Annotated in this window: 18 protein-coding genes and 1 riboswitch; of the genes, 8 read left to right on the forward strand and 10 right to left on the reverse strand. The window is 70.2% G+C overall.

Annotated features, from left to right (window positions below; genetic code table 11):
• Nucleotides 1-278 precede the first annotated feature (278 nt).
• The 3 genes from FQY83_RS07330 to hslO form a co-directional block, all read right to left on the reverse strand.
• Nucleotides 279-3,191, reverse strand: coding sequence for a TonB-dependent receptor domain-containing protein (locus tag FQY83_RS07330; protein WP_146386640.1), 2,913 nt, complete (start codon nucleotides 3,189-3,191; stop codon nucleotides 279-281).
• Between the two features lie 190 nt (nucleotides 3,192-3,381).
• Complete coding sequence (locus FQY83_RS07335) at nucleotides 3,382-4,203, reverse strand: XOO1806 family protein (protein ID WP_192906684.1); 822 nt, start codon at nucleotides 4,201-4,203, stop codon at nucleotides 3,382-3,384.
• 144 nt (nucleotides 4,204-4,347) lie between these two features.
• Complete coding sequence (gene hslO / locus FQY83_RS07340) at nucleotides 4,348-5,256, reverse strand: Hsp33 family molecular chaperone HslO (protein WP_146386644.1); 909 nt, start codon at nucleotides 5,254-5,256, stop codon at nucleotides 4,348-4,350.
• Between the two features lie 83 nt (nucleotides 5,257-5,339).
• Between hslO and mtgA the strand changes: the two genes are divergently transcribed.
• Nucleotides 5,340-6,113 (forward strand): monofunctional biosynthetic peptidoglycan transglycosylase, encoded by a 774-nt coding sequence (mtgA, locus tag FQY83_RS07345; RefSeq protein ID WP_146386646.1) that lies wholly within the window; start codon nucleotides 5,340-5,342, stop codon nucleotides 6,111-6,113.
• Nucleotides 6,114-6,147: 34 nt separating this feature from the next.
• Here the strand turns inward: mtgA and FQY83_RS07350 are convergent, their stop codons facing one another.
• Entirely contained in the window at nucleotides 6,148-6,393 is a 246-nt protein-coding gene (locus FQY83_RS07350) for a hypothetical protein (RefSeq protein WP_146386648.1), read from the reverse strand.
• 22 nt (nucleotides 6,394-6,415) lie between these two features.
• On the opposite strand from FQY83_RS07350, the gene FQY83_RS07355 reads away from it, so the two are divergent.
• Nucleotides 6,416-7,444, forward strand: a complete 1,029-nt coding sequence (locus tag FQY83_RS07355; RefSeq protein WP_146386650.1) for a glycosyltransferase family 2 protein — start codon at nucleotides 6,416-6,418, stop codon at nucleotides 7,442-7,444.
• On the forward strand, nucleotides 7,404-7,832 hold the full coding sequence (locus FQY83_RS07360; RefSeq protein ID WP_146386652.1) for a CBS domain-containing protein: 429 nt from the start codon (nucleotides 7,404-7,406) through the stop codon (nucleotides 7,830-7,832). Before FQY83_RS07355 ends, FQY83_RS07360 begins: the two co-directional genes overlap by 41 nt.
• 93 nt (nucleotides 7,833-7,925) lie before the next feature.
• On the opposite strand, the gene FQY83_RS07365 is transcribed toward FQY83_RS07360, so the two are convergent.
• The 5 genes from FQY83_RS07365 to FQY83_RS07385 form a co-directional block, all read right to left on the reverse strand.
• A complete protein-coding gene (locus FQY83_RS07365) occupies nucleotides 7,926-9,890 on the reverse strand; it encodes an AsmA family protein (protein ID WP_146386654.1) in 1,965 nt (654 codons plus the stop codon).
• An 83-nt stretch (nucleotides 9,891-9,973) separates the two neighbouring features.
• On the reverse strand, nucleotides 9,974-10,630 hold the full coding sequence (gene trhA / locus FQY83_RS07370; RefSeq protein WP_146387234.1) for a PAQR family membrane homeostasis protein TrhA: 657 nt from the start codon (nucleotides 10,628-10,630) through the stop codon (nucleotides 9,974-9,976).
• A gap of 247 nt (nucleotides 10,631-10,877) precedes the next feature.
• Complete coding sequence (locus FQY83_RS07375) at nucleotides 10,878-12,482, reverse strand: peptide chain release factor 3 (RefSeq protein ID WP_146386656.1); 1,605 nt, start codon at nucleotides 12,480-12,482, stop codon at nucleotides 10,878-10,880.
• A gap of 229 nt (nucleotides 12,483-12,711) precedes the next feature.
• Nucleotides 12,712-13,626 carry a M23 family metallopeptidase gene (locus FQY83_RS07380; protein ID WP_146386658.1) on the reverse strand — a complete coding sequence of 305 codons (915 nt, stop codon included), beginning with the start codon at nucleotides 13,624-13,626 and terminating at the stop codon, nucleotides 12,712-12,714.
• Nucleotides 13,623-14,726, reverse strand: coding sequence for an NHL repeat-containing protein (locus tag FQY83_RS07385; protein WP_146386660.1), 1,104 nt, complete (start codon nucleotides 14,724-14,726; stop codon nucleotides 13,623-13,625). Before FQY83_RS07385 ends, FQY83_RS07380 begins: the two co-directional genes overlap by 4 nt.
• A gap of 95 nt (nucleotides 14,727-14,821) precedes the next feature.
• A riboswitch (SAM riboswitch) is annotated at nucleotides 14,822-14,949 on the forward strand.
• 96 nt (nucleotides 14,950-15,045) lie between these two features.
• Here FQY83_RS07385 and metX point away from each other — a divergent pair.
• From metX to FQY83_RS07400, 3 genes are read left to right on the forward strand one after another with little or no spacing between them, the layout of a single operon-like run.
• Nucleotides 15,046-16,086 carry a homoserine O-succinyltransferase MetX gene (metX, locus tag FQY83_RS07390; RefSeq protein WP_146386663.1) on the forward strand — a complete coding sequence of 347 codons (1,041 nt, stop codon included), beginning with the start codon at nucleotides 15,046-15,048 and terminating at the stop codon, nucleotides 16,084-16,086.
• Complete coding sequence (locus FQY83_RS07395) at nucleotides 16,083-17,312, forward strand: O-succinylhomoserine (thiol)-lyase (protein WP_146386665.1); 1,230 nt, start codon at nucleotides 16,083-16,085, stop codon at nucleotides 17,310-17,312. Before metX ends, FQY83_RS07395 begins: the two co-directional genes overlap by 4 nt.
• A gap of 5 nt (nucleotides 17,313-17,317) precedes the next feature.
• Nucleotides 17,318-18,400 carry a homoserine dehydrogenase family protein gene (locus tag FQY83_RS07400; RefSeq protein ID WP_146387237.1) on the forward strand — a complete coding sequence of 361 codons (1,083 nt, stop codon included), beginning with the start codon at nucleotides 17,318-17,320 and terminating at the stop codon, nucleotides 18,398-18,400.
• Between the two features lie 291 nt (nucleotides 18,401-18,691).
• Here the strand turns inward: FQY83_RS07400 and FQY83_RS07405 are convergent, their stop codons facing one another.
• Entirely contained in the window at nucleotides 18,692-20,074 is a 1,383-nt protein-coding gene (locus FQY83_RS07405) for an L-serine ammonia-lyase (RefSeq protein WP_146386667.1), read from the reverse strand.
• 121 nt (nucleotides 20,075-20,195) lie between these two features.
• On the opposite strand from FQY83_RS07405, the gene FQY83_RS07410 reads away from it, so the two are divergent.
• Both FQY83_RS07410 and FQY83_RS07415 read left to right on the forward strand, forming a co-directional pair.
• On the forward strand, nucleotides 20,196-20,423 hold the full coding sequence (locus FQY83_RS07410) for a glutaredoxin family protein (RefSeq protein ID WP_146387239.1): 228 nt from the start codon (nucleotides 20,196-20,198) through the stop codon (nucleotides 20,421-20,423).
• Between the two features lie 44 nt (nucleotides 20,424-20,467).
• Nucleotides 20,468-20,869, forward strand: a complete 402-nt coding sequence (locus tag FQY83_RS07415; RefSeq protein ID WP_146386669.1) for a hypothetical protein — start codon at nucleotides 20,468-20,470, stop codon at nucleotides 20,867-20,869.
• Nucleotides 20,870-20,877: the final 8 nt, after the last annotated feature.

Here is a 20,877-nt window from a genome sequence, read left to right on the forward strand (position 1 = left end):
ATGACGACGGCTTTTGCTCTTGAGATCGCGGAAAGGTCTTCGAGGGGCCAGCGATCGTGAAAAGCCTCGCTTTTCCGGGGGAGACTTGCTCGCTTTGGAGTCGACATTCCGTCGCTTGCGGCGCAATGCGCGTCTGGAGCTTGGTGAAAGAATGGTCTTTCAGGTGGCTGGCGTCGCTTGCGGACGAGAGCGGTTGTCCAACTGCTTCTGGCAGATGAAAAAAAGCGGCGGGCCGAAGCCCGCCGCCAATTTCTTGCATTGAAACGCTTGCTGCTTGATCAGAACTTCAGCGAAATGCTGCCGAAGACGTAACGGCCCACCTGGTCGTAACCGCCCAGGGCGTTGGCGTTGGCGGACAGGCCGCTGTCGCCCGAGAACGGCGGCTCCTTGTCGAGCACGTTGTTCACGCCCAGGGACACCGTCGCCTGGCCGAAGCTCACGCTGCCGTTCAGGTCGAGGTAGTTGTACGCCGAGACGCCATCGCCGAGCCAGATGACGTCGGACAGCGGGGTGCCGTCCACATCGTTGTAGTCCATCTCGCCGACATAGCGCCAGCGCATGCCGACCTTGTAACGATCCCAGCTGTACGCCGCCGTGAACACATGGCGCCACTCCGGCGTCTGGCACAGGAAGGTATCGTTGACCAGGCCCTTGCAGTCGAACGCGGTGCTCGGTTCAGAGGCCAGCGTCTGGGTGAAGTCCTTCAGGACGTAATTGCCGACGAGGCTGGTGCTCAGGCGACCCGGGCCCAAGGCGAAGGAGTAGCTCGCCGCCAGGTCAAGGCCTTCACGCTTGTAGATACCGATGTTGCCCGGCAGGTTGTCGACGTAGCCGACGCCGGGATCCGACGCCAGGCCCACCCACAGGTCGTACTCGCCCGCGCGTGCGTCGCGGTGGATCCGGTCGCAGTACAGCTGCTGCTCCATGCACAGGATCTGGATGGTGTTGTAGCCGATGCCACCGATCGCGCCTTCGATCTCGATGCTGTACCAGTCCAGGGACAGGTTCAGGTTCTCGATCGGCTCGACGGCGAAGCCGATGGTGTAGGTATCGGCCTCTTCCGGCGCCAGGTTGGGGTTGCCACCGGTCTGCTGGTTGTACTGGTTGGCCGGGTTGGCGGTCACGTTGCCGTAGGCAGCGAGCGGGACGCCCGTCCGCGCGCACTGTTCCGCCGTGTAGGCCGGATTCGCGCCGGCGCAGAGGTCGGTGCCGGACCCGCTGAGGGCGATACGCTGCGTGTAGTACAGGTCGTTCAGACCCGGCGCACGCACGGCGCGGTTGTAACCGGCACGCAGCAGGAGCTTGCTGTCCCAGAACGTGCTGCTCAGGCCCAGCTTGTAGGTGTCGTAGTTGCCCGAGGTGTCGTCGTCCGAGTAGCGATAGCCCAGCGAGGCATCGAAACGGTTGAAGGCACCTTCACCCACGTAGATCGGCAGCGCCGCTTCGAAGAAGAACTCGTTCACGGTGTTGGAGGCGTCGACCGGCAGGCTGGCGGCGCCCGCGCCTGCGAAGTTGCCGGCGGCGGAGTCGCCGTCGTACTCCGAGGCAAAGGAGTAGTCGCTGCGCTGCATACCGACAGCCAAGCCGATCTCCTCGCCATCCGCAGTCGGGAAGCCCCAGCCCAGGTAGCCGTTGGCTTCCGCGGAGAACGCGCGGTAGCTGGTCTTGAAGATGCTGAAGCTCGTGCCGGCCATCGCCTGGGCCGCCTCGGGATCGATGCTGTCGGTCCAGATGTCGTACGGCTGGCAGCCCGGGAAGGTGCCGTAGAGCCCGCCGGCGTCACAACCCAGCGCGGCGGCGGCGATACGGGTGATCAGGAAGTCGTTCTTGCCGATCTCGATGGACTTGGTCTTGCCGGACACCAGCGACACGTCGTAGGTCCAGGACGAGTCGAACAGGTTGCCCCTCAGGCCCGCCGTGATGCGGTGGGTGGAGTCGTCCCACATGCTGATGCGCGGGCCGCCTTCCACGTTGCGCTTGTACATGGTGACGCGGGTCATCGGGGTGGTGACGCCGGCGTCGGCGCACAGGGTACCGATCAGCGGGTTGTTGCAGTCGATGTTGACCGGCACGCCGAAGGCACCGGACTCCGCGATCTGGATGTCGGACTGGCGCTCGAGGAACATGGCCTCGATGTACGGTTCGAAGTACTCGTTGATCTCGTAGCTGGCCATGAAGCCGGCGGTAACGCGCTTGTCCGGACGCTGGTAGAAGTTGATCGGCGCGTAGTTGTACACGTAGCTGCCGTTCTCGTACCCGGCGCCGTTCCAGATGTAGTTGGCATTGGTGCCGGTCGGCCAGGGCACGACGCCACCGGCGCCGTCGTTGAGGGTCGGATCCCAACGATTGACCGCGAAGCGGGCCGGATCAGCCGTGCCGGAACCGCCGCAGACCGCTTCGTCGAAGAACACCGAGCAGTGGGAGTAGTCGCGCTGGCCGTGGTAGAGGGCGTCGTTCTCGCGCCAGGTCAGCCAGCCCACCGCGTGGCCGCGGTTGTCGCCGAAGCTGCCGCCGACCACCAGGTCGACATTGCGGCTGATGCCGTCGAAGCCGGAATTGCCGGTCGGGGCCTCATAGCCGGCCTCTGCGTTGAGGTCCTGGAAATACTTGTTGTCGTTGTCGTGCTGGTAGGCCGAATAGCCGAAGTTGAGGCTGACGCCCTCGAACTTGTCGTCCAGAACGAAGTTGACCACGCCGGCGACGGCGTCCGCACCGTACACGGCCGAAGCACCGCCGGAGAGGATGTCGACGCGCTTGACGATGGCCGCCGGGACGATGGACGGATCGGAGACTTCATTGCGGCTGAACGGCAGGCGACGGCCGTTGACCAGGGTCAACGTGCGCTCCGGGCCCAGGCCGCGCATCGAAATGGTCGCATGGCCGTAGGCGCCGTTGTTGGCGAAGTTGTCGAAGCTCAGGTCGACCTGCGGATACTGGTTGACCAGGTCCTCGACCGTGGTGGCGCCGAACGTGGTGAATTCCTCGGCGTTGATCTCGGTGATCGGGCTGGCGGCGGTGAACGTCTGGCTCTTGATGCGCGTGCCGGTGACGGTCACGGTATCCAGGCTGGTGGCGGTCTGTTCTTCGGCGGCGTCCTGGGCAAGCGCCGAGCCGGCGCCCGCGAGCATGACGGCGCTGGCGGCAAGCGAGAACGCGATCGCGTCACGGAGCTTGTTTCTCTTGAGTCTCATTGATCTCTCTCTCCAAGTGGGCTTGGGTGTGTTTCCCATGGGAACCTCCCCGGAGGAGTCAAGAAAGACGCCAAGACCGGCAAGGTTGCGGCCGATACTACTCGGGCACAGAGAGAAATTAAAGTGTCGTTAACAATTCGGCTGAATTGTGTGACGGCAGGTCAGCGCGCCGCGCTGGGGGCGTCTGGGATCAGAGATCCTGCTCGTACCGGACGTAGGGGACGGCGCCCTCGTCGTTCGTCTCGCCATTCGGTGAGAATGGATTCTTGCCGCGGGTGACGACGTTCTCGGCGCCGACCGTGAGCTGCCCGCTCCACGGGGTGCGCCAGGTGACGCCAAGGCCGAGGCCCTCGAAGCGGGGCTGGCCGGGGGTTTCGATGACGCGGCCGATGACGTTGGCACTGAAGGCGCCGTAGCCGCCGCCGACGGCGAGGCTCTTGCTGCTCCACTGGTCGCTGATGTCGGCCGGAGCCTCCGCGAACGGGATCAGGGTGGCCTTGGCGACGGTGCCGGCGATGGTGACGTAGGCGGCGTCGCCGAGGTTCTTCTGGGCGAAGACGGTGAGGTCGTTGAGGTCGATGTTGTTGCCGTTGTGCGCGCCGTTGCGGGTCAGCCACGCGGGCAGGCTGTCCTTGCCCTGGCCGACGGTCAGGCCGAAGCCGCCGCCGGGACGGTTGAAGGCCGCGGTGGCGCTGGCGCGGTGGCTGCCGTCGCGATCGCCGAGCGAGGCGAGCTGGCAGTTGTTGGCCAGGCCGCTGACGGCGTTGAACACGCCGCTGGCCTGGTTGCACAGCAGGGCCAGCGAATCGCCGGCCTGCAGGCCGAAGGCGGCATCGAGCGAGCTGTCGCCGAAGCGCCAGCGGGCGCCGGCCGCAGGGGTTTCCGCCGCGGGCTCAAGGACGAGATAGGCCTGCACCTTGCCGCTGTTGTGGTCGACGACGGGCAGCACGGTCTGGTCGCCGCCGCGCTTGACCTGCGCATGCGCGCCGGCCGCCACGCACAGGGCGAGCAGCAGGGCAGTCGTCAGTCTGGCGAAGTGGCGTGCCATGGTGTGCTATCGACCAGCCTGTGCGGCTGGAGTTCCCTCCCTTTCCGGAAAACGATCCTAGCGCGTTTATGTTTATTTAACAATCCCGCACACAGGCAAGCTGCACCGTCACTGAATGCGTTCAGGCGCGGCCGCATCGGCCGCCGGTCCGGCGAACAGGGCCTGCACGGCGGCCGGATCGAATTCGTAGCGCTCGCCGCAGAACTCGCAGCGGATCCGCGCCGCGCCGTCGATGACGGCGGCCCGGGCCTCGGCCTCGCCCAGCGATAGCAGCATCGCCGCCACCCGCTCCCGGGAGCAGGAGCAGCCGAAGGCCAGCGGCCGGTCGCCGAGGTGTTCGGGCCGGTCCTCGTGGAACAGGCGGGTGAGCAGGGTGTCCGTCGGCAGGTCGAGCAGTTCCGCCGGCGAGAGGGTCTCGAACAGGGCGACGGCGCGGTTCCAGCCATCGTCGTCGCCGGCGTCGCCAGGCAGCTTCTGCAGCATCAGGCCGGCCGCGCGGGTGTCGTCGGCGGCCAGCAGCAGGCGCGTGGGCAGCTGTTCCGACTGCCGGAAGTAGTCCTCGAACGCGCCCGCCAGCGAATCGGACGCCAGCGGCACCAGGCCCTGGTAGCGGGTCGGTTCGCGGCCGCGGGCGCCGGGGTTCTCGATGGTGATGGCGAGCACGGCGTCGGCGCCGAGTTCGCGCAGGTCGCGCGAGACGGGCGTGTCGTCGCCCTCGGCCAGGCGCGCGATGCCGCGCAGGGTGCCCGCGGCGGTGCATTCGGCGAACAGCGTGCGCAGGCGGCCCGCACCGCGCAGTTGCACGGACAGGCGTCCGTCGACCTTGGCATGGCCGGTGAACAGCGCGGCGGCGGCGACCGCTTCGCCCAGCAGTTCGGTGACCGCGGGCGGGGAGTCGTCGCGCGCGCGGATCCGCGTCCAGGTCTCGTGCAGGTGCACGCGCACGCCGCGCACGCCGGCGTGGGGCAGCAGGAAACGGGAGAGCTGGTCGCTGTTGATCGGCGGGGGAACGGACATGGGAGGTTCGCGGAGGCGTGCGTGGCGTGTTCGAATAGGGGCAGTGTGCGCGATGCCCGCGCTGCCTGACAGATGGGGATGCGATGACGACGGCGCAAGCCTCGAACGACGATGGTGGCGGTGTGCCGGCGCCCGCGCGTCGCCCGCGCCGGCGCCGCTGGCTGCGGCGGCTCGCGCTGCTGCCGGTCTGGATCGTGTTGTTCACGGTGCTGCAGGTGGGCGTGCTGCGCTTCGTCGATCCACCGTTCTCGGCGTTCATGGCCATCCGCCAGTTCGACGCCTGGGCGCAGGGCGACCGGGACTTCCGCGTCGCCCACGACTGGCGCGACCTGGAGCGGATGGCCGCGTCGCTGCCGGTGGCGCTGGTGGCGGCGGAAGACCAGGCCTTCGCCACGCACGGCGGCTTCGACCTGGAGGCGATCGAGCAGGCGCGCCGGCGCAACGAGCAGGGCGGGCGGCTGCGTGGCGGCAGCACCATCAGCCAGCAGCTGGCGAAGAACCTGTTCCTCTGGCAGGGGTCGAGCGCAGCCTCGCGCTGGGTGCGCAAGGGCGTCGAGGCCTGGTACACCGTCCTGCTTGAATGGATGTGGCCGAAGCGGCGCATCCTTGAGGTCTACGCCAACGTCGCCGAGTTCGGCGACGGCGTCTACGGTGCGCAGGCGGCCGCGCGCAGTTTCTTCGGTCGCGACGCGGCGGCGCTGACGCCGTCGCAGAGCGCGCGGCTGGCGGCGGTGCTGCCCAGTCCCAAGCGCTACAGCGCGGCCAATCCCGGACCCTACGTGCAGCGGCGCGCGCGCTGGATCGAGCGCAACATGCGGCAGATCGGTGGCGATGGCTATCTCGAGATGCTGGATTGACGGCGCGGCGCGGGCAGACGCGTCTTCCTATTCGTCATTCCGGCGAAAGCCGGGATCCATTGTGCCGTTGCTGCTTGCGGACGATGGATTCAGAGGCAAGGTCAAAATGGATCCCGGCTTTCGCCGGGATGACGGCGTGGGCTTTCGCGGGGATGACGGCGTGGGCTTTCGCGGGGATGACGGGGCTGGCTTTCGACGGGATGACAGGGCCGGCTTGCGCCGGGATGACGAGGCTGACTGGTGCCGGGATGACGCGATTGGCACCGGAAGGGATTGGCACGGGAATGCTCTAGGATGCCGGCATGAACCGTGAACTGTTGACCGTCGTCGTCGCGGCCCGCGACGAGGCCGAGGCCCTGCCGCTGCTGCACCGGCGCGTTGCCGGCGTGCTGGACGGGCTGGTCGCCGACGGCGTCGACGGCCGCGTCCTGTACATCGACGACGGCAGCCGTGACGGCACCTGGGAGGTGATGCGCGGCTTGGCCAGCGGCGACCGCCGGGTCGCGCTGCTGCGGCTGTCGCGCAACTTCGGCAAGGAGGCGGCGCTGACCGCGGGGCTCGACCATGTCGAGGCGGGCGCGGCGATCATCCTCGACGCCGACGGCCAGGACCCGCCGGAGCTGATCCCGCAGTTCGTCGCGAAGTGGCGCGAGGGCTACGACGACGTCCACGGCATGCGCGAGCAGCGCGACGGCGAAGGCTGGCTCAAGCGCGCCACCGCGCATGCGTTCTATCGCGTGATGCAGCGCCTGTCGAAGACGCCGATCCCGACCGACACCGGCGACTTCCGCCTGCTCTCGCCGCGCGCGCTGGCCGCGCTGCGGCAGCTGCGCGAACGCCATCGCTTCATGAAGGGGCTGTTCGGCTGGATCGGCTACAACCGCGTCGCGATCCCGTACCGGCGCGAGGCGCGACTGGCCGGCAGCAGCAAGTTCAGCCTGTGGAAGCTGTGGAACTTCGCGCTGGAGGGCATCACCAGCTTCTCCACCGCGCCGTTGCGGCTGGCCACCTACGTCGGCCTCGGCGCCGCGCTGGTGGCCTTCGTGTACGCGGTCTGGATCGTGTCCAAGGCGCTGTTCTTCGGCGATCGCGTCGCCGGCTGGCCGACGATGATGACGGTGATCCTGTTCCTCGGCGGCGTGCAGCTGGTCGCGCTGGGCATGATCGGCGAATACCTCGGGCGGCTGTACGAGGAATCCAAGCAGCGACCGCTGTACCTGGTCGACGACTGGCGTCCGGCGCCGACCGGAGTATCCTCGTTGCCGTCGCAGCCAACGGGAGGGAAGCACCATGCGTACGGTGCGGCAACTGCTGGGAGCCAAGACGCCTGACCTGTTCGCGGTCGCGCCCGATGCACCGGTCATCGACGCGATCCGCCTGATGGCGCTCAAGGGGATCGGGGCGGTGCTGGTGATGGACGGTGCGCGGCTGGCCGGGATCCTGTCCGAGCGCGACTACGCGCGCAAGATCGTGCTCGAGGGGCGCTCGTCGAAGGACACGCCGGTCAGCGCGATCATGACCACGGAGGTGGTCACCGTCGGCCCCGACCACGGGGTGCCCGACTGCATGCAGATCGTCACCCGCAACCGCATCCGCCACCTGCCGGTGGTGGAGGGCGGCAGCGTGGTGGGGATGATCTCGATCGGGGACCTGGTGGCTGCGGTGATCGAGGACCAGCAGCACGAGCTGGACCAGCTGCAGCGGTACATCGCCGGCTGAGGCGTTGCGGGTCGCGCCTGAAGGCGCTCCTACAAGGCGTTTACGTTTGTGGGAGCGCCTTCAGGCGCGACCCGAGGTGCCCTCCGCCCGCGCTCAACGCGCGTACGCGCCGCCGCAGTCGCTGTCCTCGCCCGGGCCGAGTTCCAGGGTGGCCAGCAGCGCGGCCGGCGGGGCGATGCTGCCCAGAGCCAGGGCGACCGCGCCGCGCAGGCCCAGGCGGGCCATGTCCGGGCGGAAGCTCGGATCGGCGAAGGTCCCGCCGATGTGCAGCGGCGAGCGCAGGGCGAGGATGCTGCGGTCCTTGGGGCGCGGGCGCAGTTCTAGGTCGAGCGTCTCCTCGCGCAGGTCCACCCGGCCCTCGCCGACGATGAGGGTGTCGGTGGTGTCGAAGGCGAGCGCGCGCGATTCCATCACGCCGCGCTTCACGCCGAAGTCGGCGAAGGCGCAGCGGACCGGCACCTGGCGGTCCTTGCCGATCAGGTACTTCACCGCCTCGTAGATGTCGATGCCGGCCAGCTCCACCAGCAGGTTGCTGATCCGGCCGCGGCCCATGCCGACGGCGACGTCGCCATCCGCGGTCGCCAGCATCGCCGCCACGGAGTTGCCGGTGCCGACGAGGTTGAAGCTGCCGGCGAAGCGCCCGGCGGCGTCTTTCGTCAGTTCGGCGTCGGGGAACAACTGCGACAGTTCGATGCGGCGCACGTCGGCCTTGAGCCGCGTGGTGATGGTGTCGCTGCGCGCGTCCATGCGGATGTCGGCGCGGATGTCGCCGCCGGCGACGCCGAAATTGAGCGGCTGCAGCCGCGCCAGGCCGGCGTCGAGCAGCAGGTGCGCGTCCATGTCGTCGATCGGCAGCTTCGGCGCGTTGATGCGCTGCGCGCGCAGGCGTACGTCGGCGTCCATCGCGCGCAGCTTGGCCAGGTCGTAGGGCGTGGACGGCAGCACCTTGCCGGTCGCGGCCTGCTTCGCGGCCTGTTCGGCGAGTCTGGGGTCGAGCGCTTCGCCTTCGGCGTCCGGGGTGCCGCCGAGGAAGCCGGCGAGGTCGTCGAAATCCAGCCGCTTCGACACCAGTTCGGCCTTGAACAGCGGGCGCTCGCGGCCGGTGGTGACCGCGGCCGAGCCGGACAGGTCGCTCTGACCGATCTGTCCGCCGAAGCCGTCGTAGTGCCAAGTGTCCGCGTCGCGGGTGAGGCGGCCGTCGACGGCATAGGGCGGGGAGTCGGGCAGGGCGAGGCCGACCAGCGGGTAGAGGTCGGCGAGGTTGCGGCCGGCGAGTTCGAACTGCAGGTCGAAGTCGCGCAGGCGGAAGGGATCGAGCAGGGTGCCGCGGGCGTGGGCGCGGGTGGCGCCGGCGCGGGCGCGCAGGTCGAGGCGATAGGGCCGTTCGCTGTCCTGCAGCTCCAGCGGCGATTCGGTGGTGCCTTCCAGGGTGAAGTCGTTGCCGGCCCAGTGCCCGCCGCCCTTGAGCGTGATCGGCGGCGCGGCGTCGGCCTTGCGCGGTTCCCGGCTGGCGAGTTCGACGTCGATCGCGGTCCTGCTGGCGGCGTCGTCGAAGCGCAGGCGGCCTGCGTCGATCCACAGCCGGCGCAGCTGCAGGGCGCTGCCGTCGCCGTCGCTGTCGAAGCCGAAGTCCCAGTTGCCGGGGCCGCCGTCGGGGTTGGTCTCGATCCGCACGTCCGGCTGCGACAGCCGCAGTTCCGGCAGGCGCACCCTGCCGATCAGCAGCGGCCAGGTTTCGACCTGCAGCACCAGTTGCCGCGCGGTGGCCATGTCGGGCTGCTTCGACCAGTCGGCGTTGCCCAGGCGCAGGCCGTCGGCGGTGACGGTGGTGATGCGGCCGAGGTCGACGTCGAGGTTGCCGGCGATCTCGAACGCGCGCCCGGTGCGCGCCTGCACGACGCGTTCGACCGGACCCTTGAACCAGTTCCAGTCCCACAGCAGCACCAGCGCGACCAGGGCTGCGGCGACGACGGCGAGGATCGCGGTGGTGCGCCGCGTCGGCGGCCAGCGCCGGCGGGCGGGATCGGGCGTGGTTGCGGGGGTGTCGGTTGCCTGCATGCCGCCAGTATTGGCGGCCGGCGTTGCGTCGGCGCGAAAGCGGCGGCGATGGGTTCAGTTTTGCGAACGCACCGTGAGCGCGCTCAGCCCACGACCTGCGCCATCACCGCGACGTAGTGGCAGACGCTGCCGCCGATGCAGAACAGGTGCCAGATCGCGTGCGCGTAGGGGATCGATTCGCGGTGATAGAAATAAGTGCCGAGCGTGTAGAACAGGCCGCCGGCGAGCAGCCAGCCGAGGGTCCACGCGTCCAGCGACGTCAGCATCGGCTTGATCGCCACCAGCACCAGCCAGCCCATCGCGATGTAGATCAGGGTCGAGAGCTTCTTGAAGCGGCCGGTGTAGTACAGCTTGAACACCACGCCGGCCAGCGCCAGCGTCCAGATCGCTGCGAACAGGCCCCAGCCCCACGGCCCGCGCAGGCCGATCAGGGTGAACGGGGTGTAGGTGCCGGCGATCAGCAGGTAGATCGCGCAGTGGTCGAAGACCTTGAGCCGACCCTTGGCGACCGGGTGCTGGATCGAGTGGTAGAGGGTCGAGGCGAGGTAGAGCAGCAGCAGGGTCACGCCGAACACGATCGACGCGCCGAGCTGCCAGGCGTCGCCGTGGATCGCCGCCAGCGTGATCAGCACCGCGCCGCCGGCCAGCGCGGCGGCGGCGCCGAAGCCGTGGGTCAGCGCGCTGGCGATCTCGTCGCGCAGGTCGAGCAGGTGGTCGGCGCGCTGGCGGTTGCGCAGCATGCGGAAGCTGGAGGGGGGATGGCTCACGCCCGTACGTTACCGCATTGCAGCATGGCGCGTCGGGCGGCGGCGGTGCCGTTCACCGGGCGGTTGGGCGCGTGCGGGCTCCGGAGGCGCATGACTCGGGAAACGGCGCAGGCTGCCGCGATGGGACAAGAAATGTCATTTCGACCGCAGGGAGAAATCTTCTGTCCGGCGCGAGGAAAGCAGATTTCTCCCTGCGGTCGAAATGACAGGGCCTTCTTCTTCAGTCCACGGCCACCGCATGCGCGTGTTCGCGCGTCGCCATGAAGCGCACCGCCGGCGCGCGCTCCTCGGCCAACTGCAGGTTGACGCGGGTCGGCGCGAGGTAGACCAGTTCGCCGGCGCCGTCGATGGCCAGGTTCAGCGCGTTCTTGTCGCGGAACTCCTCGAGCGTCTTCGCGTCGTCGCACTTCACCCAGCGTGCGGTCGCCACCTGCACCGGCTCGAACGAGGCGTCCACGCCGTATTCGTCCTTCAGCCGGTAGGCGACCACGTCGAACTGCAGCACGCCCACCGCGCCGAGGATCAGGTCGTTGCTCATCAGCGGGCGGAAGAACTGGGTTGCGCCTTCCTCCGACAGCTGCGCCAAGCCCTTCTGCAGCTGCTTGAGCTTGAGCGGATCGCGCAGGCGCGCGCGGCGGAACAGCTCCGGCGCGAAGTTGGGGATGCCGGTGAACGACAGCGCCTCGCCTTCGGTGAAGGTGTCGCCGATCGAGATCGTGCCGTGGTTGTGGATGCCGATCACGTCGCCGGGCCAGGCCTCTGCGGCGATCTCGCGGTCGCTGGCCATGAAGGTCAGCGCGTTCGCCAGCTTCACGTCCTTGCCGCTGCGCACGTGGAAGGCCTTCATGCCGGCGGCGAACTTCCCCGAGCACACGCGCATGAAGGCGACGCGGTCGCGGTGTTGCGGATCCATGTTGGCCTGGATCTTGAACACGAAGCCGGTCAGCCGGTCCTCGACCGGGGCGACATCGCGACCGGTGGTCGCGCGCGGCCGCGGCGATGGCGCGTGCTCGACGAAGAAGTCGAGCAGTGGCTGCACGCCGAAGTTGTTGACGCCGGAGCCGAAGAACACCGGCGTCTGCCTGCCGGCGAGGTACTCGTCGACGTCGAAGGCATGGCTGGCGCCCTGCACCAGCTCGAGTTCATCGCGCAATGCAGCGAGCATGTCGGCGCCGATGCGCTCCCCGAGGCCGGGGGCGTCGAGCGACGGGAAGATCGTCGAATCCTGGCGGGTGAAGTTGCGCCCCTGCTCGTACAGGTGCACCTCGCCGGTGAGCAGATGCACCACGCCCTTCAGGCGCTGGCCCATGCCGATCGGCCAGGTCACCGGCGCGCACTGGATGCCGAGCACGCTCTCCACTTCGTCCAGCAGTTCGATCGGGTCCTTGCCCTCGCGGTCGAGCTTGTTGATGAAGGTCATGATCGGTGTGTCGCGCATGCGGCACACCTCCATCAGCTTGATCGTGCGCTCCTCGACGCCCTTGGCCACGTCGATGACCATCAGCGCCGAGTCGACCGCGGTGAGCACGCGGTAGGTGTCCTCGCCGAAGTCGGCGTGGCCGGGGGTGTCGAGCAGGTTGACGATGCGGCCCTCGTAGGGGAACTGCATCACCGACGAGGTCACCGAGATGCCGCGCTCCTTCTCCAGCGCCATCCAGTCCGAAGTCGCGTGGCGCGCGGCCTTGCGGCCCTTGACGCTGCCCGCCATCTGGATCGCGCCGCCGAACAGCAGCAGCTTCTCGGTCAGCGTGGTCTTGCCGGCGTCGGGGTGCGAGATGATCGCGAAGGTGCGGCGGCGGGCGGCTTCGGCGGAAACTGGCGACATGGCGAAGGCACGCGGTGCGCGTGCCGGGGTCCGGTACGGGAAGGGCGGCAATTATACGGGGCGGGTGGGGGTTGGCGTCGGCAGGTCGATCGACATCCCGGCGGCAGCCTCGCCGGTTGTCATCCCGAACGCAGTGAGGGATCTCGTCCCCGTAAGCCAGATCCCTCACGGAGCCTGCCCGGAGTACGGCCGAAGGGTTCGGGATGACAGTCAGTGGGGGCGTCGGACCTCACTCGCCGCCCGCCTGCGCATCGCCGAAGCGCAGGATCCCCTGCGGACCGAACATCCGGAACGGCAGCGATTCCAGCCGCATGCCGCGGTTGGCCTGGAGCACGAAGTGCAGGTGCGGCGCGGTGCTGCGGCCGGTGTTGCCGGACAGGCCGATCACCTGCCCGCGGCGCACGCGCTGGCCGAGCCGGGCCAGCACGCCGCCCGGCTGCAGGTGCGCGTACAGCGCCATGGTGCCGTCGTCGTGCAGGATGCGGATGAAGTTGGCGCGGGCGACCAGGGCGTCCTCGTCCTCGCCGGGCGCGGCGTCGGCGAAGCCGGCCTCGGACTGCATCACCACGCCGTCGCGCGCGGCGACGACGGCGGTGCCGACCGGCGCCGCGAAATCCACCGCGTGGCGGTTTTCGGCGTCGGCGTGGCTGAAGCCGCCGCCCCAGGCCTGCTGGATGCGCAGCGCGGCGGTCTGCAGCGGATACAGGTACTCGACCTCGCGCGGGCGCGCGTTCGGCGTGCCGGGCACGGCCACCACGCGCAGCCGCGGCGTGCCCGAGGCGATCCGCGCGAGCAGTGCGCCCGACTGCGCCGGCACCGTGCCGCGCGCAGGCAGCGGCGGATCGCTCGCGAACGGCCCGCCGCCGTCGGCATGCAGCATCACCTCGATCGGCCCGGCCAGCAGGTTGTCGACCAGGGCCAGCGCCCCGTCCTGGCCGGCCTCGACGCGCAGGCGCGCGATCGCCGCGGCCTCGATCGGCACTTCGACCCGCGCAACCTGCTGCGCCGGCACCCGCGCGTCGACACGGTCGGCGTACTGCGGCCGGCCCGCGGCGTCGGTCCAGCGATAGACCTCGGTCGCCTGCGCGGCGGCAATGCCCAGCGCGACCGCTGCGACACCCGCCGCCAGCGCGCTGCGTTTCACTGCATGCAGGCCGGATCGAGGCCGAGCGCCTGCGCGACGTCGCGCAGGTCGAAGGCGGCGACCGCCTTGTCGTTGTGGACCGCGAACAGCACGCCCGACGGGAACCGCGTGGTGGCGCCGGCGTGCAGCGCGATGCCGTCGGTCCAGGCCGTGACCTGTCCGGAGAACGCGCCGCGCGGCGCCAGCGTGGTCCGGTCGAACACGCGGAAGATCGTCAGCGGATGCAGCTGGTCGGCGGCGAGCCAGTAGCCGGCGTCGGCGTCGCAGGTCCACAGCGCGATGCCCTCCGGCTCGCCCTGGAACACGCCTTCGGGAACGCCGCCGCCGGTGAAGCGGCCATCGAGCGTGTACTCGCGCAGGGTGGCGGCATGGCGCCGGTCCTCGTCCGCGACCAGCAGGCGGTCGTGCGCCGGATCGCCCACCAGCGACTCCACCATGCGCAGCGCGGTCGCCTCGCGGGTGTCGCCGAAGGCCCCGAGGTGTTGCGCGGCCGGCCGGCCTTCGCTGTCGATGCGGACGCGGTAGCGGCGCACGCGCCGGTCGAGCTGGTCGAACGGCGGCACGACGTCGAAGCGCGCGCCGTCCATGAAGCTGTCGGTGACGTACAGCTGCAGTTCGCCGACCTCGGCTTCGTGCGCCCACAGCCCGTACGGGCTGCGCAGCTGGCCTTCGCCGAAGCTGCCCAGCGGCGTGAACGCCGGCAGCCGGAACATCTGCACCCGGCGGTTGTCGCGTTCGGAGACGAACAGCAGGTCGCCGTGGACGAACACGCCGTTCGGGCGCAGGAACTCGCCGTCCGCGGTGCCCTTGTGGCCCACGGTGCGCAGTTGCTCGCCGCTATCGGCGTCGAACACCACCAGCTCGTGCGTCTTCTTGGCGGTGGCGATCAGCCAGGTCGTGCCGTCCTCGGCCGGCCAGGTGGCGAGCGAATCGAGCTCGTCGTCCGGGTTTTCGTGGCTGACGTAGCGCTCGGCCACGGTGACGACGCCGGCGGGCGGCGGGGTGGCCGCGGCGGAGGTCGGCGCGGAGGAGGATTGCTGGCGCGGGGTCGCGCAGGCGGACAGCAGCAGGGCCGCCAGGAGGGGGAGGGGGAGGCGCATCGCGAAATTATGGCCGGAACCCGGCCTGAAGAGCGATATCGCTTCATCGGCATGAAGCGATTGACAAGCGTCGAAACCGCAGGCAAGCTGGCCGCCATCCATCGAGACCGGCTGAGGGACAGGCCCGAAGACGCCGGGGCAACCTGATGGGGACGACCGCAAGGTCGTGCCCGTCGCGGTGCCAAGTCCTGCGGGGACCTGAGCGTCCACCGGAAGATGGTTGCGCAACGTCCCCGCGGCGGATGCGCATCGGCCGGCAGCGACCGGCGTCTTCCGATCCCCGCGAGCATCGATGGCCGTCCTTCCACCGGATCGCGCCATGAGCCTTGCCGACGTTCCCGCCGCCACGCTTGCGCCGCTCGACGACATCGCGTCGCTGCGCGTGCCTGCGCCCGGCGTGCCGCAGGCGCGGCGCGGCGAGATCGAGTTGCCCCTGCAGCTGCGCCATGCCGGCGCGCGCAGCGTGCGCATCGCCTGGGAACTCAGCGGCCCGGCGGATGCGCCGGTGGTGTTCGTGGCCGGCGGCATCTCGGCGCACCGGCACATCGCCGCCAATCCGCAGTTCCCGGAAGCCGGCTGGGCCAACGACCTGGTCGGCGGCGGACGCGCGCTCGACCCCGCGCGCTGTCGCCTGCTCGGCTTCGACTACGTCGGCGCCGACGGCCGCATCGACGCGCCGATCGACACCGCCGACCAGGCCGACGCCGTCGCCGCATTGCTCGACGCGCTGGGCATCGCCTCGCTGCAGGCCTTCGTCGGCTACTCCTACGGCGCGCTGGTCGGCCTGCAGCTCGCGATCCGCCACCCGGCGCGGCTGGCGAAGCTGGTCGCGGTCAGCGGCGCGCATCGCGCCCATCCCTATGCCGCCGCGTGGCGCGCGCTGCAGCGCAAGGCGGTGGCGCTGGGCCAGCTGCAGTGCGCCGACGTGCAGGGCCTGTCGCTGGCGCGCCAGTTCGCGATGCTCAGCTACCGCACGCCCGAGGAGTTCGAGGAGCGCTTCGACGCGCCGGCGGAAGTGGTCGGCGGTCGCGTGCGCGTGGCCGCCGAGGACTATCTCGACGCCGCCGGCGCGCGCTTCACCGCGCGCACGCCGGTCAACGCCTGGCTGCGCCTGTCCGAATCGATCGACCTGCACCGCATCGACCCCGCGCAGGTGCGCGTGCCGACCCTCGTGGTCGCGGTCGAGGGCGATCGCCTGGTGCCGCTGTCCGATTCCGTGGCGCTGGTCGAGGGACTCGGCAGCGCCGGCCAGCTGCGCGTGCTGCGCTCGGCCTACGGCCACGACGCCTTCCTGAAAGAAACCGACCGCATCGACGGCATCCTCGCCGGCGCGCTGCGCAACCCCGGAGAAACCGCATGACCGCCCCCACCTGCAGCACCGACGCCGACAGCCGCCGGCCCGCCACCCGCGCGGTGCGCGCCGGCATCGACCGCGACACCGCCCACGGCGCGGTCGTGCCGCCGATCGTGCTGTCGAGCAACTTCAGCTTCGACGGCTTCGGCAACAAGCGCCAGTACGACTACACCCGCAGCGGCAACCCCACCCGCGACCTGCTCGGCGAGGCGCTGGCCGAACTCGAGGGCGGCGCCGGCGGCGTGGTCACCGCGACCGGCATGGGCGCGATCACCCTGGTGCTGCACGCGCTGCTCGAGACCGGCGACAGGCTCGTGGTGCCGCACGACGCCTACGGCGGCAGCTGGCGCCTGTTCAACGCGCTGGCGAAAAAGGGCCACTTCGAGCTGATCACCGCCGACCTGACCGACCCGCGCTCGCTCGCCGACGCGCTGGCGCAGTCGCCGAAAGTCGTGCTGATCGAAACCCCGTCCAACCCGCTGCTGCGCGTGACCGACCTGCGCTTCGTGATCGAGGCCGCGCACCGCGCCGGCGCGCTGGCCGTGGTCGACAACACCTTCCTCTCGCCCGCGCTGCAGGCGCCGATCGCGTTCGGCGCCGACGTGGTGGTGCATTCGACCACCAAGTACATCAACGGCCACAGCGACGTCGTCGGTGGCGCGGTGGTGGCGAAGACGCCGGAGCTGCACGAGCAGCTCGCGTGGTGGGCGAATGCGCTGGGCATCACCGGATCGCCATTCGACAGCTTCCTGACCCTGCGCGGCCTGCGCACGCTGGACGCGCGCCTGCGCGTGCACCAGGAGAACGCGCAGGCGATCGCGGAACAGCTCGAGGCGCATGCGGCGGTGGCGAAGGTGCACTACCCGGGGCTGGCCTCGCATCCGGGGCACGCGCTGGCAGCGCGCCAGCAGAAGGGCTTCGGCGCGATGCTGTCGCTGGAGATCGACGGTGGCGTCGAGGCGGTGCGCGCCTTCGTCGACGGCCTGCAGTACTTCACCCTGGCCGAGTCGCTGGGCGGGGTCGAGAGCCTGGTCGCGCACCCGGCGTCGATGACGCATGCGGCGATGACGCCCGAAGCGCGCGCGGCGGCCGGCATTCCCGACGGCCTGCTGCGGCTGTCGGTCGGCATCGAGGCGCTGGACGACCTGCAGGCCGACCTCGCCGCGGGACTGGCGCGCGCGCAGCGCGTCATCGAGGCCGAGGGCGAAGCCCGCAGGCGGGTGGACGCGTGAGCGCCGTGACCCCGATCCGGACCCCGGCCCCGGCCGCGCACGGCGGGCGCATCGCCCTGCTCGGCACCGGCGTGGTCGGCAGCGCGGTGGTCGCGCGCTACCGGCAGCTGGTGGACAAGGGCGTGCCGCTGCCGCCGTTCGCGTGGCTGAGCAACTCGCGCGCGCAGGTGTCGAACACCGGTTCGCTGGACGAAGCGATTGCGCAGGCGCGCTCGGCGCCGCGGCACCAGGGCACGATGCCGCCGTGGGCCGAGGGCGAATCGCTCGCGCGCGGCGACATCGTCATCGACGCCACCGCCAGCGACACCGTCGCCGGCTGGCATCCCGAGTGGCTGCACCGCGGCATCCACGTGGTCACCGCCAACAAGCTCGGCAACGGCGGCGACCTTGCGCGCGCGCAGGCGATCGTCGACGCGCAGCGCGACGGCGCGCGCTACGGCGACTCGGCCACGGTCGGCGCCGGCCTGCCGCTGCTGCGCCTGATCCGCGAACTGGTCGCCGGCGGCGACCGCATCCACGCGGTGGAGGGCGTGCTGTCGGGTTCGCTGGCGTGGCTGCTGTCGCGCTACGACGACACCCGCCCGTTTTCCGACCTCGTGCGCGAAGCGCGCGACGCCGGTTACGCCGAGCCCGACCCGCGCCAGGACCTCTCCGGCGAGGACGTGCGCCGCAAGCTGCTGATCCTCGCGCGGGCATCCGGCCTGCCGCTGGAGGCACGCGACATCACCGTGTCCTCGCTGGTGCCGCAGGCGCTGCAGGACGCGCCCGTCGATGCAGTCGACGCGCAGCTCACCGCGCTCGACAAGCCGCTGCGCGAACGCTTCGTCAACGCCTACCGCAACGACGCGCGGCTGTGTTTCGTCGGCCGCTTCGACGCCGAGCGCGGCGCCAGCGTCGGCCTGCGCGCGCTGCCGCTGTCGCATCCGCTGGTCAGCGGCCACGGCACCGACAACCGCGCCGCGATCTTCAGCGACCGCTACAGCGACCAGCCGCTGGTGATCCAGGGCCCGGGCGCGGGCGCCAAGGTGACCGCGGCGGCGCTGCTCGACGACGTGCTGCGGATTGCGCGCGTTTCGGCGGCAGGCTGAGCGGAGGCACAAACCGTAGGAGCGCCTTCAGGCGCGACCGTGTTGCCCGGGCCTCGTCGGATTCCGGTCGCGGCTGAAGCCGCTCCTGCAAGAGTGCGGGTCTGGGCGGGCCTGGCGTTTGGAGGCCTGCGGATGCGGAGCCCCCGCTGCATTCGGGATGACGGCTTCTGTATCCCGCACTCGGGACTCTGCTTCCATTGCATGGGCAGCGGTGGAAGCAGATTCCTCGCTTCGCTCGAAATGACAGCTCGCGGGACGTGCTAACGGGGGCAGGATCAACGCGCGCACGCATCAGCACTCGATGACGTTGACGGCAAGCCCGCCGCGTGAGGTTTCCTTGTACTTGTCCTGCATGTCGCGCCCGGTCTCGCGCATGGTGCGGATGACCTTGTCCAGGCTGACCTTGTGCTGGCCGTCGCCGCGCAGGGCCATGCGGCTGGCGTTGATGGCCTTCACCGCGCCCATGGCGTTGCGCTCGATGCAAGGGATCTGCACCAGCCCGCCGATCGGGTCGCAGGTCAGGCCCAGGTTGTGCTCCATGCCGATCTCGGCCGCGTTCTCCACCTGACCCGGGGTGCCGCCGAGCGCGGCAGTCAGCCCTGCTGCCGCCATCGAGCACGCCACCCCCACCTCGCCCTGGCAGCCGACCTCGGCGCCACTGATCGAGGCGTTCTCCTTGTAGAGGATGCCCACCGCCGCGGCGGTGAGCAGGAAGTCGAACACGCCCTGCTCGCTGGAGCCGGGGCAGAAGCGGTCGTAGTAGTGCAGCACCGCGGGCAGGATCCCGGCCGCGCCGTTGGTCGGGGCGGTGACCACGCGTCCGCCGGCGGCGTTCTCCTCGTTCACCGCCAGGGCGTAGAGGTTGACCCAGTCGAGCACGGTCAGCGGATCACGCATCGCTGCTTCCGGGCGCGAGGCCAGCTCCTGGTGCAGCACCGGCGCGCGCCGGGGCACGTGCAGGCCGCCGGGCAGGGTGCCCTGCTCGCGGATGCCGCGGGCCACACAGGACTGCATCGCCGCCCAGAGCTCGCGCAGGCCGGTGAAGACTTCGTCCTCGCTGCGCCAGCTGAGCTCGTTGGCCAGCATCAGTCGGGCGATGGACAGGCCGTGTTCGCGCGCCTGCGCCAGCAGTTCGTCGCCGCTGGCGAAGGGGTGGGGCAGGGGTGTGGTGTCGGCGACGATGCGGTCCTCGGCGGCCTCGTCCTGGTTGACGACGAAGCCGCCACCGACCGAGTAATAGTCGCGGGTGGCGACGACGGCGTCGCTGGCGTCGAAGGCGGTGAAGCGCATGCCGTTGGTGTGGAACGGCAGCTTCTGGCGCTTGTTCATGGCCAGGTCGCGCTTCTCGTCGAAGGCGATGGGGTGGGAGCCGCCGAGCCGCACGCGCTTCTCGGCGCGGATGCGGGCGAGCGCGTCGGGGATGAGGTCGGGATCGATGCGGTTGGGCAGGTGGCCCTCCAGGCCCATGAGCAGGGCCTTGTCGGTGCCGTGGCCGCGGCCGGTCAAGGCCAGCGAGCCGAAGACCTCGGCGCGGATGCGGGCGACCCGGGGCAGCAGCCCCGGCTCGGCCAGCCGGCGTTCGACGAAGCGCGCGGCCGCGCGCATCGGCCCGACCGTGTGCGAGGAGCTCGGGCCGATGCCGATCTTGTAGATGTCGAAGGTGCTGACGGCCATGGGCTGCGGCTGCTGGGGCGAACTGCTGTCATTGTATTGGTTGCGCGCGAAACCGACGTGGTGCGACGCCGCAGCCGCCGGTCCGGGTACCCTTGGCGGTTCCGGCCCGACGGACCTGTCGATGTCCCGCTACATCCTGTACCAGCGCGACGATTGCCATCTTTGCGACCAGGCCATCGACCTGCTGGCGCGGGCGCGTTTCCCGGAGCCGGAGAGCGTGTTCATCGACGACGACTCCGTCCTCGAAGCGCGCTACGGGCACCGCGTGCCGGTGCTGCGCGACGAGGCCACCGGCGCCGAGCTGGACTGGCCGTTCGATGCGGAGGCGTTGGGGAGCCGTTGGCGATGAGGGCGTGTGGTGTCGTGTTGGGAATGCTGGTGGCGGGAGGCGTGATGGCGGACGACGTGCACCTGGGCAAGCTGCCCGCGGCCGATCCGGCGTCCTGGCAGGGCAGGACGCTGGGGGAGGTGGTGAATGCCGCGCAGGTCGAGCGCGTGATCCTGCTGCGCGCGGTCACCAGCGCGCCGGCCGACCTCGACCTGGCCAACGTGCGACGCATGCTGGTGGAAGGCGCCGACGCGCAGATGGAAGCGCCGGACCCGTTGCGACCGCTGTCGCCGTGGCGGGCGCGTGACGGCATCTGGCATGCCGTGCTGCTCATGCGGTCCGGGGGCGTGTTCGAACTCGAGATCCACGCCGTCGGCGATCGGCGGCGCGGCTGCCTCGCGGCCGGGGATGGAGCGTTCGGCTGCTTCGACCTGCCCGAACGCGAAATGCCCCCGGCCGACCCGTAGGCGCGGAC

This window comes from Luteimonas marina (genome assembly GCF_007859325.1).
GTDB lineage: Bacteria > Pseudomonadota > Gammaproteobacteria > Xanthomonadales > Xanthomonadaceae > Luteimonas > Luteimonas marina.

What these genes read in the sequence shown, in the direction of transcription:
- FQY83_RS07330 (WP_146386640.1), bottom strand. Translation starts at nt 3,191, where the DNA reads ATGAGACTCAAGAGAAACAAGCTCCGTGACGCGATCGCGTTCTCGCTT.
- hslO (WP_146386644.1), bottom strand. Translation starts at nt 5,256, where the DNA reads ATGTCCGTTCCCCCGCCGATCAACAGCGACCAGCTCTCCCGTTTCCTG.
- mtgA (WP_146386646.1), top strand. Translation starts at nt 5,340, where the DNA reads ATGACGACGGCGCAAGCCTCGAACGACGATGGTGGCGGTGTGCCGGCG.
- FQY83_RS07355 (WP_146386650.1), top strand. Translation starts at nt 6,416, where the DNA reads ATGAACCGTGAACTGTTGACCGTCGTCGTCGCGGCCCGCGACGAGGCC.
- FQY83_RS07360 (WP_146386652.1), top strand. Translation starts at nt 7,404, where the DNA reads ATGCGTACGGTGCGGCAACTGCTGGGAGCCAAGACGCCTGACCTGTTC.
- FQY83_RS07365 (WP_146386654.1), bottom strand. Translation starts at nt 9,890, where the DNA reads ATGCAGGCAACCGACACCCCCGCAACCACGCCCGATCCCGCCCGCCGG.
- trhA (WP_146387234.1), bottom strand. Translation starts at nt 10,630, where the DNA reads ATGCTGCGCAACCGCCAGCGCGCCGACCACCTGCTCGACCTGCGCGAC.
- FQY83_RS07375 (WP_146386656.1), bottom strand. Translation starts at nt 12,482, where the DNA reads ATGTCGCCAGTTTCCGCCGAAGCCGCCCGCCGCCGCACCTTCGCGATC.
- FQY83_RS07385 (WP_146386660.1), bottom strand. Translation starts at nt 14,726, where the DNA reads ATGCGCCTCCCCCTCCCCCTCCTGGCGGCCCTGCTGCTGTCCGCCTGC.
- metX (WP_146386663.1), top strand. Translation starts at nt 15,046, where the DNA reads ATGAGCCTTGCCGACGTTCCCGCCGCCACGCTTGCGCCGCTCGACGAC.
- FQY83_RS07395 (WP_146386665.1), top strand. Translation starts at nt 16,083, where the DNA reads ATGACCGCCCCCACCTGCAGCACCGACGCCGACAGCCGCCGGCCCGCC.
- FQY83_RS07405 (WP_146386667.1), bottom strand. Translation starts at nt 20,074, where the DNA reads ATGGCCGTCAGCACCTTCGACATCTACAAGATCGGCATCGGCCCGAGC.
- FQY83_RS07410 (WP_146387239.1), top strand. Translation starts at nt 20,196, where the DNA reads ATGTCCCGCTACATCCTGTACCAGCGCGACGATTGCCATCTTTGCGAC.
- FQY83_RS07415 (WP_146386669.1), top strand. Translation starts at nt 20,468, where the DNA reads ATGGCGGACGACGTGCACCTGGGCAAGCTGCCCGCGGCCGATCCGGCG.